This window comes from Thermodesulforhabdaceae bacterium, from assembly GCA_037482015.1.
Lineage (GTDB): Bacteria > Desulfobacterota > Syntrophobacteria > Syntrophobacterales > Thermodesulforhabdaceae > JAOACS01.
Map to the genome: position 1 here is coordinate 1 of JBBFKT010000011.1, position 16,991 is coordinate 16,991.

Annotated in this window: 14 protein-coding genes; 5 read left to right on the forward strand and 9 right to left on the reverse strand. The window is 43.8% G+C overall.

Features of this window, described 5'->3' with window-relative positions:
- Window positions 1-213: 213 nt before the first annotated feature.
- Together WHS38_10455 and WHS38_10460 are read right to left on the reverse strand one after the other, a co-directional pair.
- On the reverse strand, window positions 214-1,869 hold the full coding sequence (locus WHS38_10455; GenBank protein ID MEJ5301398.1) for a pyruvate carboxylase: 1,656 nt from the start codon (window positions 1,867-1,869) through the stop codon (window positions 214-216).
- Window positions 1,870-1,922: 53 nt separating this feature from the next.
- Complete coding sequence (locus tag WHS38_10460) at window positions 1,923-3,365, reverse strand: acetyl-CoA carboxylase biotin carboxylase subunit (protein MEJ5301399.1); 1,443 nt, start codon at window positions 3,363-3,365, stop codon at window positions 1,923-1,925.
- Window positions 3,366-3,737: 372 nt separating this feature from the next.
- Between WHS38_10460 and WHS38_10465 the strand changes: the two genes are divergently transcribed.
- Window positions 3,738-4,502, forward strand: a complete 765-nt coding sequence (locus WHS38_10465; protein ID MEJ5301400.1) for a DUF3782 domain-containing protein — start codon at window positions 3,738-3,740, stop codon at window positions 4,500-4,502.
- Between the two features lie 202 nt (window positions 4,503-4,704).
- Here WHS38_10465 and WHS38_10470 read toward each other — a convergent pair whose 3' ends face one another.
- The 7 genes from WHS38_10470 to WHS38_10500 form a co-directional block, all read right to left on the reverse strand.
- Window positions 4,705-5,136, reverse strand: coding sequence for a DUF202 domain-containing protein (locus WHS38_10470; protein MEJ5301401.1), 432 nt, complete (start codon window positions 5,134-5,136; stop codon window positions 4,705-4,707).
- Window positions 5,137-5,252: 116 nt separating this feature from the next.
- Window positions 5,253-6,287, reverse strand: a complete 1,035-nt coding sequence (locus WHS38_10475; protein MEJ5301402.1) for a queuosine salvage family protein — start codon at window positions 6,285-6,287, stop codon at window positions 5,253-5,255.
- Window positions 6,269-8,221, reverse strand: a complete 1,953-nt coding sequence (locus WHS38_10480; protein MEJ5301403.1) for a molybdopterin biosynthesis protein — start codon at window positions 8,219-8,221, stop codon at window positions 6,269-6,271. Before WHS38_10480 ends, WHS38_10475 begins: the two co-directional genes overlap by 19 nt.
- 21 nt (window positions 8,222-8,242) lie before the next feature.
- Window positions 8,243-9,055, reverse strand: coding sequence for a carbon-nitrogen hydrolase family protein (locus WHS38_10485; protein MEJ5301404.1), 813 nt, complete (start codon window positions 9,053-9,055; stop codon window positions 8,243-8,245).
- Between the two features lie 183 nt (window positions 9,056-9,238).
- Complete coding sequence (locus WHS38_10490) at window positions 9,239-10,021, reverse strand: endonuclease/exonuclease/phosphatase family protein (GenBank protein MEJ5301405.1); 783 nt, start codon at window positions 10,019-10,021, stop codon at window positions 9,239-9,241.
- 133 nt (window positions 10,022-10,154) lie between these two features.
- Window positions 10,155-11,894 (reverse strand): proline--tRNA ligase, encoded by a 1,740-nt coding sequence (locus WHS38_10495; GenBank protein ID MEJ5301406.1) that lies wholly within the window; start codon window positions 11,892-11,894, stop codon window positions 10,155-10,157.
- Between the two features lie 119 nt (window positions 11,895-12,013).
- A complete protein-coding gene (locus WHS38_10500) occupies window positions 12,014-12,208 on the reverse strand; it encodes a hypothetical protein (protein MEJ5301407.1) in 195 nt (64 codons plus the stop codon).
- Window positions 12,209-12,546: 338 nt separating this feature from the next.
- Here WHS38_10500 and WHS38_10505 point away from each other — a divergent pair, with 338 nt between their 5' ends.
- Genes WHS38_10505 through WHS38_10520 form a run of 4 tightly spaced genes read left to right on the forward strand, consistent with a single transcriptional unit; the run spans window position 12,547 to window position 16,965 of the window.
- Window positions 12,547-13,785 carry a CNNM domain-containing protein gene (locus WHS38_10505; protein ID MEJ5301408.1) on the forward strand — a complete coding sequence of 413 codons (1,239 nt, stop codon included), beginning with the start codon at window positions 12,547-12,549 and terminating at the stop codon, window positions 13,783-13,785.
- Complete coding sequence (gene rsmH / locus WHS38_10510) at window positions 13,782-14,786, forward strand: 16S rRNA (cytosine(1402)-N(4))-methyltransferase RsmH (protein ID MEJ5301409.1); 1,005 nt, start codon at window positions 13,782-13,784, stop codon at window positions 14,784-14,786. The genes WHS38_10505 and rsmH overlap by 4 nt, the downstream gene beginning before the upstream one ends.
- Window positions 14,780-15,073, forward strand: a complete 294-nt coding sequence (locus tag WHS38_10515; GenBank protein ID MEJ5301410.1) for a cell division protein FtsL — start codon at window positions 14,780-14,782, stop codon at window positions 15,071-15,073. Before rsmH ends, WHS38_10515 begins: the two co-directional genes overlap by 7 nt.
- A 35-nt stretch (window positions 15,074-15,108) precedes the next feature.
- On the forward strand, window positions 15,109-16,965 hold the full coding sequence (locus WHS38_10520) for a penicillin-binding protein 2 (GenBank protein MEJ5301411.1): 1,857 nt from the start codon (window positions 15,109-15,111) through the stop codon (window positions 16,963-16,965).
- Window positions 16,966-16,991 lie beyond the last annotated feature (26 nt).

Sequence of the window (16,991 nt, forward strand, 5' to 3'; positions counted from 1 at the left end):
GGGAACTCCATACATAAACTCCAAGAAAAAAGTCCAGTATAGTATACTCTATTGCACCAGGTTTGTACATGAGCCAATTTCTTTACCCCCAGCCTACTGCCCTTCCATTTGAATACTTAAAAAAAGATTATTTCAGGGATAATAAGCGAGAGACAAAAGGCTCATTACTTACAATAGTAAATACATCCATCCGGCTTCCGCCTTTACATTCCATTATTTAATCGGCACAGAAAAAGTCTTGAAATGATAGTCCACAATACAAGAAGTCTTACAAACACCACTCACTTCTTGTGTGGAAACGATATCGATATAGTGGCTCTTACCTTTATCATCTGCAAAGGTGATTCTGGTGCCGTCCGGGAATTTCCCTCGATGATACCACACATTTGGCGGAAGAAGCCATGTTTTGCCAAACTGTTTTTCAAAACGGAAATATTTTAACGCATCTCTAGGAAAGATGAGATAAAGACAGAGATCTTCTTCGGCCACGTTCCCCCCAAGTTCCCGCTCTAATTCTTGCCGGCGCGCATCAAAATCTTCTTCAGCTCGTTTAATTGTCTGTTCTTTTTGAGCACCAAAACCTTCTTCAGCAAGAATTCTATGCCACTTTTTACCATCCGTTCGTCCCTTCTCTAACACCTTTTCGTAAATCCACTCCGGAGGATCATAAAAAGGGAATGGACCATAATGGCCGAGGAGCAATCGTTTAAGGTCATCGGAAGGCTGTTCATAACGTCCATAAAGCACGTTACTAAGAGCGGTTGACCAAAGAATCTGGCTTCCTGGTGTAACGGGCCAAATATTTCCAAGTTCTCTTATGACCTGGGCCAATTCCTGAAAAACATCGTGTATTCTTGGCAACAATCCCATTTGTTCTGCCTGTTCATAGGCCATACTAACGGCTCCACCAGTCAGTTTGTGACGTCTAACAAGGGGATCGACGCCCTTGAAGGGGCTTTCAAAACGTTCATAGTAGCGCCGTTCCTGGCGCAAAATGTCTGAAGTCTGGATCATGGCATCGAGGTTAAGATGTTTTGGCTGATAACCATAATCTTCCATAAGCTGCACAAAAGAAAGAGCTGGAGCCTGACTATACCATGCCCCAAATCCATGATCAGAAACCTCAACAATCTTTACCCCGGTTCTCACCGCTGCCATCATGCGAGCCAGGTCATTCCCATCGGTGTTATGTCCATGGTAGGCGATCACAAGGTCAGGGAAATCGCCTCTTATGGCTTGAACCAGGCTCGTAATTTGTTCTGGGGTGCCCAAGGCCGAATGGTTTTTAATGCCTAGAATGATTTGTTCTGTCCCAAAAAGGGAGACTATTTCCTGAACCTTGGAAAGATAAAATTCGTTTGTATGTTCAGGTCCTGTCCCAAAACACAGAGATGGAATGAAAACTTTCCCGGCTTTAATTACTTCCTCTCCCACCACCTTGAGGTTAGGTATATGGTTTAAAAAATCATAACAACGCCACACATCTACATACTGTGCAAAAAGTCGAACAGCAAACCTGATAACATTTTCAGGATAGGGCCTGTAACCGAACAAGTTATGCCCCCGGCAAACCGCTTGAATAAGCGTTTTAGGCATGGCGTTTCTAACCAGCCTGAGTTTTTCAAAGGGATTTATTTGTTTTTTCATCAAATCTACATGAACTGAAGCTCCCCCGGAAATTTCAAAGGCGAAATATCCTACTTCATCCCGAAGGGGAGCCACTCTAAGAGTGGTCCAGGGCATAATACGCCCTTTGAAATCCGACTGAGAGACATCTCGTTCATTGTTAGTCAATAAATATCCTTCGTAATTTCTTACAAAGGAAACGATATCTTTAGCGGTTAGTTCTCTCAAAAGTGTCCCGTTCATGAAACACTACTCCTTTCTAGAACTAAGCCTTCTCTAAACTATTCAAAAAGCCATTAAGGAGAATCTGCGTAAGGATTGTAACCGTGAGCATTAATTTCAGCAATAAGTCGCGCTAGCTTATCTATAGGATCATCTTCTACTTTATATTTAAGGAGTTCCGGATGAGAATCTATGTAAGAAGTATCGAATCTTCTGGCTTTAAAATCCGGCTCATCAACTATTGCTCTATAAAAGGGAATTGTTGTTTTCACACCCACGATGTTAAAACCATCTAGGGCTCTTCTGAGACGGTCAACCGCTTCTTCCCAGGTAAAGCCATAGACTGTGAGCTTAACAATTAGAGAATCGTAAAACCGTGGAATCTCATATCCCTGATAGGCTGCCCCATCCAGACGTATACCATGTCCACCGGGAGACTGATAAACTTCAATAACGCCGGGCTGAGGAATAAACCCTGCTTGTGGATCCTCAGCGTTAATTCTAAGTTCAATAGCACACCCACGAATTACCACATCTTCCTGCCTTATTGAAAGACGTTCCCCAGCAGCGATACGAATCTGCTCTCGAACTATATCAAAACCGGTAACCATCTCAGTAACAGTATGTTCCACTTGAATACGAGTGTTAACTTCAAGAAAATAGTACTGATCTTCCTCATCAACTAAAAATTCCACTGTGCCAGCATTAACGTAGTTTGCCGCTTTGGCAGCCCTTACCGCTGCATCGCAAACTCGTTCTTCCACAAGTGGTGGGAGCATAGCTGGAGCAATTTCGATAAGCTTTTGATGTCTTCTCTGAATAGAACAATTACGTGTTCCTAGATGGATGATGGAACCATAAGCATCGGCAAGGATTTGAACTTCCACGTGGCGGGGTTTTTTTAGTCCCTTTTCCAGATAAATATCTGGATTTCCAAAGGCAAGCTTCGCTTCAGATCGAGCAACCTTAAGTGCTCTCAGTAGTTCATCTTCGGAATAAACCGCTCTGATACCTCGTCCTCCTCCTCCAGAAACAGCCTTCACCATAATAGGAAAACCATGTTGTCTGGCAAAATTGAGCGCCTTTTCATTACCTTCTTCACCATCTGGCAAAATTCCACTCCCAGGAATTAAGGGAATCCCAACCGATTCCATAATTTTTCTAGCAATTACCTTACTACTCATGTTCCAAATCACATCGGAGGGAGGTCCAACAAATATAAGTCCTGCTTCGCGGCATCTTTTGGGAAATTCCGGATTTTCTGAAAGGAATCCATAACCGGGATGAATTGCTTCTGCTCCAACTTTCTTGGCAACCTGAATGATTTTGTCGATGTCGAGATAATCCTTTCTGGGTCCTGGACCAATACATACTGCCTCGTCGGCTCTCATAATATGCATGGCAAAACGATCTGTTTCTTCGTAAATAGCTACAGTCTTTATGCCCAGCTCTTCAGCCGCCCGCATAATTCGGATAGCAATTTCTCCTCTATTGGCAACCAGAAGCTTCTTAAACATTCGTTTCTTTCTCCTTGCCTAAATACTTATTCATCCCTCTGGGGCATTAAGTTCATTTACCCCACCATCTCATAAAAACAAAAAGCAGAATTTAATTAGTGGGAACATTCAGGCAGTATAAGGTTTCTCACCTTATTGATCCACATACTCAAAGCTAAATTTAGCATAAAACCTGCCATTTCATCAAACAAAATAGAGGAGCCTTTCATAGCTCTTTATTTAGTTATCAGTTATGGAAATGTTACAATTTGGGTGAGACGCTTCCTAAAAAGCAATGGTTCAAAACCATCTATTAAGGCCTTCAAAAAAAGCGGTTTTGTTGTTATGATTACTTTTGAAAGAATCCGAAAAAACTAAAGAGGTAAAGTTCATATGATTCTAAACATTGAACTTATTGAAACTTTGGAAGAACTTGATCCGTCTATTAGGCAAGCTTTCATTAAGGTCTTGAAGGTCTTAGAGAAAAGGCTGGGAGAAGTTGTAAGGAGAGAGGACTTTCTTGATCTTAAGCAGGTAGTTGCGGAACTTGCGGATGCTCAAAAGCGAACAGAGCAGCGGGTCGAAGAACTCGCAGAAGCTCAAAAGCGAACAGAACAGAGGGTCGAAGAACTCGCAGAGGCTCAGAAAAAATCGGAAGAACGACTAACTAGGCTGGAAGTAGTTGTTGCTGAACTCGCAGAAGCCCAAAAGCGAACAGAAGAACGAATAACCAGGTTGGAAGAGAACATGAACATGAGGTTCAAGGAAGTTAAAGATCAGATTGCAGCTCTTGGCAGCAGATGGGGCATTCAGAGCGAAACGGTTTTTCGAAACACAGTAAAAACACTCCTTGAGACAACTGGCTATACTGTAACCCGGGGTTATTATGGGGAACGTGAAGTTGATATTGTTATTAGAGACGGTGAACATATTCTGTTGGAAATTACTTCTAGCATGAAAAAATCGGATGTTGCGAACTACAGCAGATCTGCCACAGACTATAAGGAGAAGACAGGAATACTACCTCGGATAATGGTTGCAGCGATTTACATATCCCCCTCTGTCATGAAAGAAATTATGGCTTCTCCAATACCTATGGAGATATTCTCAATAGAAGAAGTTACCGAACAACAAATGAATAATAATCAAAAAGATTAAGCTCTGGCAGTGAAATTAACTCTGGGCTATTCTATAAAAGATTCGCCATGGAAACCTATAACACGTATAGAACTCCAATAGCTTCCATTATAAGTGCACTATTACGAACTAAATCAAAGGATCGTTCTTAAGTTATTAAAGCAATTGCTAAGGGAGTGTGTTCCCCAAATAAGTAGTAAGGAAAATTTATGGTAACTTGCTTCTATCGTGGGACGATAGGAATTTCAATCGAGTGAACAAAATAGATAACAAAGAAAAGTCCCACTGTAACGATACAGAGAACAAGGAGAAGGTCTAATATAAGAGAAGGATGATATGAGTCTTCTTCTATTTGCTTTTCAACCTTCTTATATCTGATAAAGGCAAGAATTCCCATGAGAGCACCAAAACCAATGAGAAATATACCCAGTATGGAAGATATATACGAATGCTGCTGAGAAGAAAGGATTGGTTCACTTTTTCCCAAAAAAAGGCAAGTAAATTGAGAAAGAAACAACGAAAATCGCTCTATAACAAAACCAAATGCCATTATAGAAATGCTTGTTCGAACCCAAGAAAGAAAAGTGCGTTCATTGGCAAGATGGGCTTGTCTATTTTTTACTCTCGATTTTGGTAAAATTTCTCCATCGCTCATTTGCTACTAATCACTATGGCTTTTGGAATCCTTATTCATCTCCAAAACTTGCAACGGTTCAAGATTATCTTTGGGCAAATGCCTTCTTTTAACAACTTACTAATATAACAAATAACTCAATAAAAAATCGTTCTACAAAGATGATAGGGCTTTTTCCGAAATGTATCCTCTTGTCCCAAATACCAGAGAAATTGATCCATATGAATCGATAAAATTTCATTTCCGGTTACTGTCTCCATCCCCGTTCTTAAAAGCTCAACAGCCTGAACGGTGGCCGCCCGAATTTCGACTTCTTTTGGTTCTCCAGGTTGAAGAGGAAGTCGATTATCAACTTGCTCTGCAAGTTCCTTTGAATAATTCAGAATACTCAAGGCTCTCAGCACCTGAGGAAGTTTATAATCGGCAAAAGCGGTAAGCACATCGATATCACGGAAACTCCCCAACCCCTGTCCTCCAAAAGACGTGTAAAGATCAGCAACATAAATCTGTGCTCGCTTCCAGAAAAACACTTTTATCTTATCGACTCCATAAACTGCTTCGTCGCGAAAAGATGGGAAATACTTTACTACTAACTCTACAAGCTTTTTGGCACTTTGATCTCCAGCATAAATCATATTAACCACATCGCCATCCCAATGTTTAATCAACATTCGACCGGCTTCTCTAAGGTGAGCAAGTCTCGATTCAAAAAGCGGTATCATACCTTCGCCTCGAAATATATGTCGTAGATCCCTATCTGAAATCTCTGCTATGAAATATGCGTCTGTTAAGGGGATACTCTCATCATAAGCCCGCTTCAAGCTTGCCGCCAGCGCCCAATATCCCGACCATTTTCTTTCCCCATATTCAACCGTCCATAGAGACTCTCCAGGATCAGGCCAAAAAGAATAATTCAGCGTATCAAGCACAAAAAGCCATCTCGCCAGCTCTTCATTAGAAGTCCCAATGTTGTGGAGAAATGCCACTGGATCTTCGTCATTTTTCACGCCATCAAACCGCCGGCAAAACTGCTTCCATTTATCAGACAATTCCTCTGCCCGCCTGTGAATAAGCTCAGAACTGGCAATAGTTACATCTTTTGCTCGACGCATCACCATTTGAGTTGTAGCAAACGGCGGGAAAATCTCTCTTCTTATATTCTCTCTACCCATCTTTCCCCATCCCAAATGCCTATTACAGAACCAGAATTTGAGGGATCATATCCTCCAAAGCTCTGAACCAGATTCCTGAAACGTTCACTTCTTATGACATCCATGAGTAAGCTAATTTTCTCTTCCCCAAAAGCATCTTCTCTTATCACCAGATCGTAACGCTCCTGAGCAATTGGTATAAACTCAAGCCCCAGAGCCTTTGCCGCCGCATAAATTCCCATTCCTGCATCTGCTCGCCCGCTAAGGATCGACACCGCTACAGCCATGTGAGTATATTCTTCCTGGTCATATCCTGCGATCTCCTCCGGGGAGATTCCCGCTCTCTGGAGTTCATAATCAAAAAGAATTCTCGTGCCGGCTCCCGCTTGACGGTTGATAAATCGAACATCAGGGCGCTTAAGATCTTCAATAGACTGAATATTCTTGGGATTTCCGGGAGCAAGCATAAACCCTTGCTGTCTTTTAACAAGCTCGACAAGACGCACGGGAACACCGCGAAGGTATTTTTCAATGAAAGAAAAATTGTAACTTCCGTCCGATGTATCCAACAGATGAGAACCAGCAACGTGAGCATGTCCTTTGCGTAGAGCAATAAGACCCGCAAGGCTTCCCACATTGCTAGATGAAAGATGAAGTCGGCTATCGCGAGTTTTGAGTTCGCTGGTTATTACATCTATTGTGTTGTCATGGCTCCCAATCATGATGATATTGTGAGAAATTACATATTCGGGCTTAAGCAGTTCTACATCCACTTTTTTCCCAGCGTCAAGCCCTTCTTCATCGTGAGGAATCCTTACAATACCGTCAGCTCGAGTAAGAGACGTTATCAAACCAGCCCCACGCTGAATAGGCACGGCAACGAGTTCTTCTCCAACTCTTCCGAGTACCACTCTTACAAACTCTTCAAGCCCCAGCTTTGAAGCTACCTTTCTAGCAAGAGTTGCTGAAACAATTGGGGGTTGAGGCGCCACAAGCCCTTGAAGGCTCCACAAAAGCGGACTCACAAATTGTTCAAAGGCAAGAATTGCCGAAACTGGATAGCCCGGCACGCCAATTACAGGTTTTTCTTCAACTTTACCGAGTATTACCGGCTTCCCGGGCATCATGGTCACGCCGTGGACTAATACAGTGCCGAGTTCTTCGATTATGTGAACGGTGTAGTCTTCTGAACCCGCTGAAGATCCTGCGTTAATAAGCACAACATCGACTCCACTTCTACAGGCTTCCAGGATGCTTTCTCTGATAGCCTCAGGTTGATCCGGAACAATATCTCTAAGAATCGGTTCCCCGTAACAGTTTTTGACAAGAGAAGCCATAATCGTGCCGTTGAATTCTACAATCTGCCCTGGCTCAAGAGTCTTCAAAGCCGATGGTGAAACCAGTTCACTACCCGTCGGCTGAATCCAGACTCGAGGCTTACGATAAACCTTAACGGATGTAACTGACGCAGCAAGAAGCGCTCCCAGATCTGCAGGTCTTAGCATATGATTAACGGGCAAAACTAACTCCCCAGCAACAATGTCTTCACCAACCTTTCTTACGTGTTGCCACGGATAAGCAGGCTGTCTTATCTCGACCAGATTTTCTTCACCTTCAACCGGAAGGACATGCTCGATCATGATCACGGCGTTTGTTCCATCTGGAAGCGGATCACCGGTATCTACTGGAAATGCATCTATACCTATTTTAAGCCTTACAGGGGATGTTTCGGTTGCTCCAAAAGTTTTTTTCGCATCTACTGCTATGCCGTCCATAGCTGCCCCATGGTAGTGGGGAACGGATCGACAGGCAAAGACTGGTTCTGCCGTAACTCGACCAAGAGCCTCTGTAGTTTGAACTTCCTCAACCTCGGTTCTGAGCCTCCCGAAGGTATCCCGCCATACTTTCTGAGCATCGCTAAGGGTGTGCATTTTCAGGTAAATTTTTCGTTTCATGGTCACCACCTGTTATAAATCCTACGGCTTCGGTAATCCGAAGCGTTCTCTAAAGGCTGATCGATACTCCCTGCATGTTTTCAAATCTACATCAACTATTTCTACACATTCAAAATCTTCCAGTTCACGCTGAATCCAGCTATCAAGCGTATCAAGACTACGAAGCCATCGCCGGAAGTGATCCTTATCTAAAAGCTTCGGGGGCTGGATCACAAAGCTGGAACCACCAAAATGATGGATCTTTCGCCCTCTGAACATAGCGTTAAAACTTACCGTATTTACTCCAACTACAGGCACCAAATGGTCGAACGCCCTAACCAGAGCCCCATACTTCCAGTGACCCCGAAGAATGGGGAAAATACTAGGGTTGAATACTACGTCCACATCCTGGCGGGCTAGCTGGATGCCAGCTTCAGGGTTACCCCAAAAATCTATACATACAGGAATACCAATTTTGCCGAAGTCAGTTGTAAATGCCGTGTAGATACCATCGGAAGGAGTAATGTCAAACAAAGTTCTTTCAAGACTTCCGACGCAACGCTTACGTTGTCTTCCTAGCACTCGCCCAGAACGATCAAATAGCGTGGCTGTGTTGTAAAATCTGCCATCTACTTCTTCAACAAGTCCGGCAATAATGTAACTACCAAGTTTTTTTGCCGCACGAGAAAGTTCTTCCTCGCCCTGAAACGGGAAATATTCCGGAAAACAGATTACATCGATTTGTTTGCCTCGACATTGGTCAAGCAAAAAAAGAGCATGAACAATATTATGGGGATCATCGTAGGATGGGTAAGGCTTGGGCTGAACGATGGCTACTCGAATTGTGGATTTCATACCGAGCTGTCCTCCTAAAAATTGGAATCGATGAAGGCGCATCTACAAAATAAGTCGTTACAGTAAAACCTGGTTAAGACAACAGGAAGTTAAACTGCCGCCCTACACGCTATTGGTACGGGTTGCACTGTGATACGCCCTTAATGTTCTGCATTTTGGCGTTACGAGGAAACGTGTTTGTTTTTACTTCCCAAAAGCAAGATCCACATAGTAAGGAAAATGATCCGATGGATATCTTCCATCCCGAGAATCTCGCACAATGTTGCCGTTTAAGACTTGAAAATGGTGGCTTACAAAAATCCAGTCAATACGTCCAACATCGGCTTGACCTTCAAAATTGTGATGGGTGTAAGATTCCTCGTCATCTTCAAAGCCTAGAAGACGCCAGGTATCTCTGAAGCCCGATTCCCAAATAAGCTTATATACAGGCCCATCGGGCGGTTCGTTAAAATCTCCAAGCAGTATAAATGGTTTTCCTTCATAGCTTTGTTTATACCATCTAATAATGGCATCTATTTGGCGTATTCGAGCGTTATTCGAACGATGATCAAGATGAGTGACAGCGACAACCACCGGGCACTTTCCCTCGCCTATGCACAACAAACCGTAACTTACAAGCCGGGGATACATACTTCCCCAGTCACAGCTACGGTGAACCCCCGGGGTGGAAGAAAGCCAGAAATCTTCGTTTTTTTCACAAGAAATCCCATCTTTGCGAAATACAAGAGTCGGATACTGACAGGTATCATCCCAGACTCGCCCTTTGAGGCAAAAATCGTATTCGGGCAGAGCTGATCTTAGGTCCATGATCTGACGCCAGGTTGGTTCCTGAATGCCAAGGATTTGTGGATGATATCGGCGAATAATCTCACACACAAGATCCTTTCGATGTTCCCATCTCTTGTTCTCATCTTTCGGATTGTCAAATCTGATATTAAAAGTCATTACACGGAAAAGGTTATCCATAAACTTCACTCCTATCCAGGGAGCAATTTTTACTCAAGAACGACCTACAATAGTTACAGATGACGGATAATAGTTGAGACTTCTAACATCCATCAACTATCAACTGTTCTCAAATCTCCTAGATTATGAGTCGCTACTGCCTTTGAAGCTCTTTCACAATTTTATCAATATGCTCAACAAGGTCATTAGCTGGACATGTAAGTATTTCGGATGTCTTCCTTATTTTAATCTCCACAAGTCCCTGCTCAATCAGCTTCTGGCTGATCACGACTCTAATGGGAATTCCCAGAAGATCAGCGTCCTTGAACTTCACACCAGGAGACTCGTTACGATCATCAAGAAGAACTTCATATCGAGAAGAAAGCTCACGCTCACATCTTCCGGTCAGTTCAATCACAGCCGGCTTTTGTCCCACAGGACATATAATAATTTGATAAGGCGCCACTGAAATAGGCCAGATTATGCCTGCATCGTCATGCCATCTTTCCACAACCGCCGCCATAAGGCGTTCAACACCGATACCATAACATCCCATAACTACCCGCTGACTCTTGCCTTGATGATCCAGATAGGTCACATTCATCGATTTTTCATCAGTGTATTTAGTGCCAAGCTTGAAGGTATGTCCCAACTCAATGCCACGCTCCATTACAAGCCTTCCTTTATCGCACTGGAGACATCGATCCCCTTCTCTAACTTCGGCAATGTCAGCAACCTCCCGCGCTTGAAAATCCCGTCCAAGAAACACATTTTTACAATGAACATCGGGCTTGTTACCACCTGCTACGTAGGAAAGATCACCTACCACCGAATCATCCACAACCACTCTTATTCTGGGATCAATACCAACAGGAGACAGAAAACCGGCGTAAAGACCATGGCGTAAAAGTGTTTCTTCTGATGCCAGATAGAGTTTCACTGCTTTGAGATAGTTTGCAAGTTTGGTTTCGGAAATATCCAGATCACCTCGGATCACAGCGAGCACAAGGTTACCATCGGCTTCGTAAGCAACAGTTTTAAGGAAGCGATAAGGTTCTATTCCGAAGAAAGCCATAAGATCAGCAATAGTCTTTACATCGGGAGTGCTTACTTCTTCTATATTTTGTGAAAACGAAGTTCCCGACTCAATAGCGGGCTTTCCAGTCCTAATATCCTTTGATCCCACAGCTTTTTCTGTGTTGGCTCGGTATCCACAATGGTCACACATAACAAACCGATCTTCACCATAAGGAGAAGGCAACATAAATTCATGGGAACCGGTTCCGCCCATAATTCCCGTGTCTGCCTCAATAGGAATAGCATCAATGTGACATCTAGAGAAAATCCTCAGGTATGCGTTATAGACGTCGGGATAGTATGCATCAAGATCTTCAAAATTCGGATGGAAGCTATACGCATCCTTCATTGAAAACTCTCGAACCCGCAGGAGTCCTCCCCTGGGTCTTACCTCATCACGAACTTTGGTCTGAATTTGATAAAGCATTACAGGCAGATCGCGATAAGACTTTATGAACTGTTTAGCTATATCGGTAACCACTTCTTCGTGGGTCATAGCGAGAACCATTTCTCGATTCTTTCTGTCAACGAAGCGAAATAGTTCAGGGCCTATGTCGTAGTATCTGCCGGTTTTCTTCCAAAGATCAGCAGGATTTAAAACCGGCATTGTGACTTCCTGACCTCCTATAGCATTCATTTCTTCACGTATGATCTGCTTTATCTTTTCAGCTACTCGGTGGCCAAGCGGGAGAAGAGAATAAATGCCTGCAGAAACCGGATATATATAAGACCCACGAAGTAAAAGTATGTGTGATGGGGTCTCAGCCTCTTTAGGAACTTCATAGTAAGTATGAATGAACGCCTTGCTGTAGCGCATCTATCTGTCCCTCCACCTTTATTGAAACATTAGCCAACCGTTCTCACAAACGCACCCATACGTGCGCTCCTCTGTGTATGTTCCCAAGCCATTACCGCAGGAAACAAACAGGACTAAACTTACTTTTTGGTGGACGACTCTCCGCTTAGCTCTTCGAGTTCGTGAGATCTGGCGCTAATAACCGTTCTTTTTACAGCCCAAAAAACATCATTAAAGTGTTGTTCGAAGTTTGACGGAGAAATTCGTCCAAGTTCGATAAATTTTACGACAACCTCCTTGGCTATCTTTAAAATCTTTTCATCGTCGGGATGCATAATTAAAGCTCCCTTTGCTAGCCCAACCGTTAGCGGACATTATCCCTTCGCAAAAAAGTCTTTCACCTCCACCTTGAAGGAAAAGTATTGCTTCTATTCCCCTCACCAGTGGAGACTCAAAAGCCAGCCCGTGTCGTGTTGCAGGAGAGACTCGGGGGAAATCCGGGCAGAAGAACGAGCACCACGCTCGCTCTAATAAGGAAGGCCGGTTCTTTCTTATTTTCGCCCAGATTCCACCCCGGTGCATGGAATACTCTCTTCAAGCATCCCAGCAAGTGTAGTATTATCACAACTTGCAAGAACAATCATAGAAAGAATTTGGCTCGAGGTTTTTAAAAATGACCACGTCTCATCAAATAATCATTTTAATTTTGTTCTGTCTTCTTTTCGGGCTATCAGCCTTCTTTTCTGCTTCAGAAACAGCCTTCATGGCGGCAAATCAGCTAAAACTTACTTTGCGAGCAGAACGAGATCGGCGAGCCAAAATGGTGAAAGAAGTGCTTAACAACACCGAAGATCTGCTGGGAACCATACTAATCTGCAATAACTTTGTAAACATAAGCCTATCTTCCCTTGCTACTTCTATCGCCATCGGACTTGTAGGCGACGTGGGGGTCATTTACGCCACAGTCATTGTGACTATAACTCTTCTTATCGTTGGAGAGATACTCCCAAAAACTTTGGCCAGCTATCATGCCGATACCATGGCTCTAAGAGTTGTTCCTATAATTCGAATCTTGATAACTATCTTTACCCCTGTTCTTCACATCCTTCGATGGATGATAAACCTGATAGAAAAACAGCTCGGTTTGAGCAGAAAAGATGAACCCGTCATAACGGAAGATGACCTGGAACAGCTTATAGGCATAGAAAGCGACGTAGCTTTTATCCCTAAAGAAAAACAGGATATGCTTCTGGGGATATTTCTTCTTGATAAGACAATCCTTAGAGACATCATGGTTCCATGGCGAGATGTAGTAAGTCTTCCCGTAGATGCTTCCCGAGATTCCACAGTAGAAATCATTGCAAAAACCAACTTTTCCAGATATCCCGTTTATGAAGGAGACCGGTCAAACGTAATAGGATTTATTCACGTAAGGGACGTTTTTCTGACAAACCACAATGGTTCGTTTTCCCTAAGAAAAATCCTTCGTCCACCACCCTTTGCTCCGGACCTTCGCACAGTCCGCTTCCAACTCGAGGTTTTCAAAAAGGAGCGAACTCACATCGCTTTTGTGATAGATGAATACGGTAACGTTGTCGGACTTGTCACCCTTGAGGACATCCTGGAAGAAATAGTGGGCGACATAGAGGATGAATACGATCTTAAGCAGGATCGAATCCTATCGCTTAAAGACGGATCATGGATTATTGATGGCAAAGCGCTTATACGGGATATTAACAGAGTCCTTGACCTCAACCTACCGGAAACTGACGTAAGAACCATAGGAGGTTTAATACTCTGGCGGCTACAGCGTATTCCAGAACTTGGGGAAATAGTAACAATCGGAAAAGTCCGCCTCCAGGTTATCAGCTTAAGGGGGAGAAGAATTGAAAAAGTGAGAGTATCAACATGACCGGCTGGGACGTATCGCAAGAAAACATAGTTCATAAGCCAGTTCTTATGAATGAAGCCATAGATTTGCTTTTGTCTCGAGGAGGAACCATATTCCTTGACGGAACGGTAGGCTCCGGGGGGTATGCTGAAGAAATCCTGAAGCGGCTCCATCCCGATGTATTAGTTATAGGAATAGACAGAGATGATGCCGCCATTGAAAGATCTCGCTCTAGACTTCAGCAATTCATAGAATCAGGCAATCTAAAGCTCTACCAGGAAAGCTTCGAACGATTTCCCCTTGTTTTGAAACAGGAAGGCATAAGGCAGATCGATGGAGCAGTTCTGGATCTTGGCGTGTCCACCGAGCAACTCATGGAAGCTGAACGTGGATTCAGTTTCATACGAAACGGACCTCTAGATATGAGAATGGACAGGCGGACAAAGAAAACCGCTGCAGACCTTGTGAATGAACTTTCCGAAAAGGAACTAGCCGATATTTTCTTTCGTTACGGAGAAGAGCGCTTTGCAAGGCGTATTGCCGATGCTATCGTCAAAGCTAGAAAGACTCGCCCCATAACAACAACCGGTGATCTGGTTAACATCATTCTTTCGGTGCTCCCAGAAAAAGAAAAACGATCAAGAATTCATCCTGCAACCAGGGTATTCCAGGCGTTAAGAATTAAGCTCAATCGAGAACTGGAAGCCCTAAACAGTTTTCTTGACATCATTCTTGACTATCTGCGTCCCGGTGGGGTTGTCTGCATCGTGTCATTTCATTCCCTGGAAGACAGAATAGTGAAAGAACGATTCAAAGCCTGGACTAAAACTTGTTCGTGTCCTCCTAATCTCCCTGTGTGTCAGTGTGGAAGGAAAGAGCCCAGGGCTGTGTTGTTAACTCGTAAAGCCATTAAACCGTCTCAGGAGGAGATCGATCAAAATCCCAGAGCAAGGAGTGCAAAGCTTCGAGCTGCGGCAAAGTGGGCGGGAGAAATGTCTTCTCCGGAGGCTGAACAATGTTAAAAATACTCTACTTCGCCGTATCAGTCCTGATAGCAATTATGGCTCTTTTTTACACATGGCTCAGAATTGAACAGGTGCGATACGGCTACATAATTTCCCAGCGATACGAATACCTGCTCGAACTGAAGCGAACTAATGAAAAGCTAAAACTAGAGTGGAATTTTCTCACGAGTCCACCTCACCTTCAGGAAATTGCTCAGAAGGAGTTTTCTATGCGCCCTCCAAAGTCTAATGAAACCATCTTCATTCAGGTTCCTTCATCGCTCATGCAGAATACACCACAATAAAAGCAAAAACTCTGCATCAGAGGTAAAAACATCCCATGGAGAAGAAATGGGAAAAACAAGCAGGAATGTTCATAAAACGCCTTAGATCCGATAAAGATCGCAACCGTTTTGACTTTGTAGTCTTTCTTCTCTCCCTTTTCGTAATCGGTGGAATGATTGCAGTGCTTTTAAGGGCTTTTCAGTTCCAGGTTATAGAACGGGAGAGCTGGCGATCGCGGTATGAGGCTCAAATTTACACTGATCTAGAAACAACTCTTTCCCGCCGTCCTATCCTTGATCGAAACGGACAACCTCTCGCTATGTCGGTAGAAGAATCCTCGCTCTTTGTTAATCCGAAACTTATTACAAATCCAGAAACTGTGGCAACGGCTCTGGCTCCAATTATCGGTTCCAAGCCTTCAGAAATTTTGAATCGAATGAGGAAACCGGGTAAGTTCGTGCTGATAAAACGCTTTCTTTCAGATCAGCAAGCGGAAAAGATCCGTCAACTGGGAGTGGACGGGCTTTACCTTGTGCGAGAGACAAAGCGTTTCTACCCAGAAAGATGGCTAGCCGGACAGGTGCTAGGGTTTGTTGGAGTTGATGGAACTGGACTTGAGGGAGTGGAAAAGTATTACGATGCCTTTTTACGAATGCAGTCGGAAAAATATAGATTTCTCCGAGATGGACTTGTACGAACTTTATGGCTAGGAAGCGATCTACCATCCGCCAGTAACCATGAAAGCGCTCTCGTGCTTACTCTGGATGCTTATATTCAAAATATCACAGAAAAAGAGTTGGCTGCAGCTGCGGAGAAATATCAGGCTGAATCTGCCCAGGCTATAGTCATGGACGTAAAAACTTTTGAAATTCTTGCCATGGCTAACTGGCCCCCCTTCGATCCAAATCTTTATCAATTGAGCAATCCAGGTGAATGGAGAAACCGCGCTGTTGCGGATACCTTCGAACCCGGCTCGACCTTCAAAGCCATCCTTGCGGCGGCTCTTCTGGAGGAAAAATTCGTAAAGCCCACAGATCGAATTTTCTGCGAAAATGGTTCTTTTAAGGTTCCGGGACATCTTATCCGGGACGTGCATCCTCACGGATGGATCGACTTTTCTCAGGTCATACAGTATTCCAGCAATATTGGAGCGGCAAAGCTTGCCTTGAACTTTGGAGCAAAGCGGTATGCGTTGTACATCGACAAATTCGGATTCGGACACGAAACAGGTATAGATCTACCCGGAGAAGTTTCCGGAATAGTGCGTCCGTGGGAAAAATGGCGTCCTCTCGATTTGGCAACATCTGCATTTGGTCAGGGCATAGGGTCAACTCTCATTCAACTCACAAGAGCTTTCGGAGCTATAGCTAACGACGGTCTGATGGGTGTTCCCAAAATTGCAAAAAAGCTCGATACGGGAACAACCATTTATGCCGCTTACGTTAAAAACGGCGATCCAAAAGATTCAACAGAAAAGAGAAATACAGTAGAAGCAAGTAGCTTGAAGAATGTTAAAAACGACCCGTCTCAGCAAACCTTCCAGAGAGTTCTATCCGTTTCTACGGCAAAGACCCTTAAAGGCATACTCAAAAAGGTAACAGAAGAAGGAGGCACCGGTGTTTCAGCTCAGGTGCCAGGCTACGAAGTTGGAGGTAAAACGGGCACGGCTCAAAAGCTCGATCCCGAAACGGGAAAATATTCCAGAAAGGATTATGCTTCAATCTTTGTGGGCTTCGCTCCTCTGGAAGATTCCCGCATAGTGATAGCTGTGGTTGTGCATAATCCAAGAGGAGCTACCTATGGTGGCGTTGTAGCTGGACCGGTCTTTAGAGAAATCGCGCTAAGAACTCTTCCCTATTTGGGCGTCTCACCAAATCAGGGGAAGTTCTCCCAAGAAGGACGATCTTTGTAAATAAAATGGAGGATAAAAACGGAAAG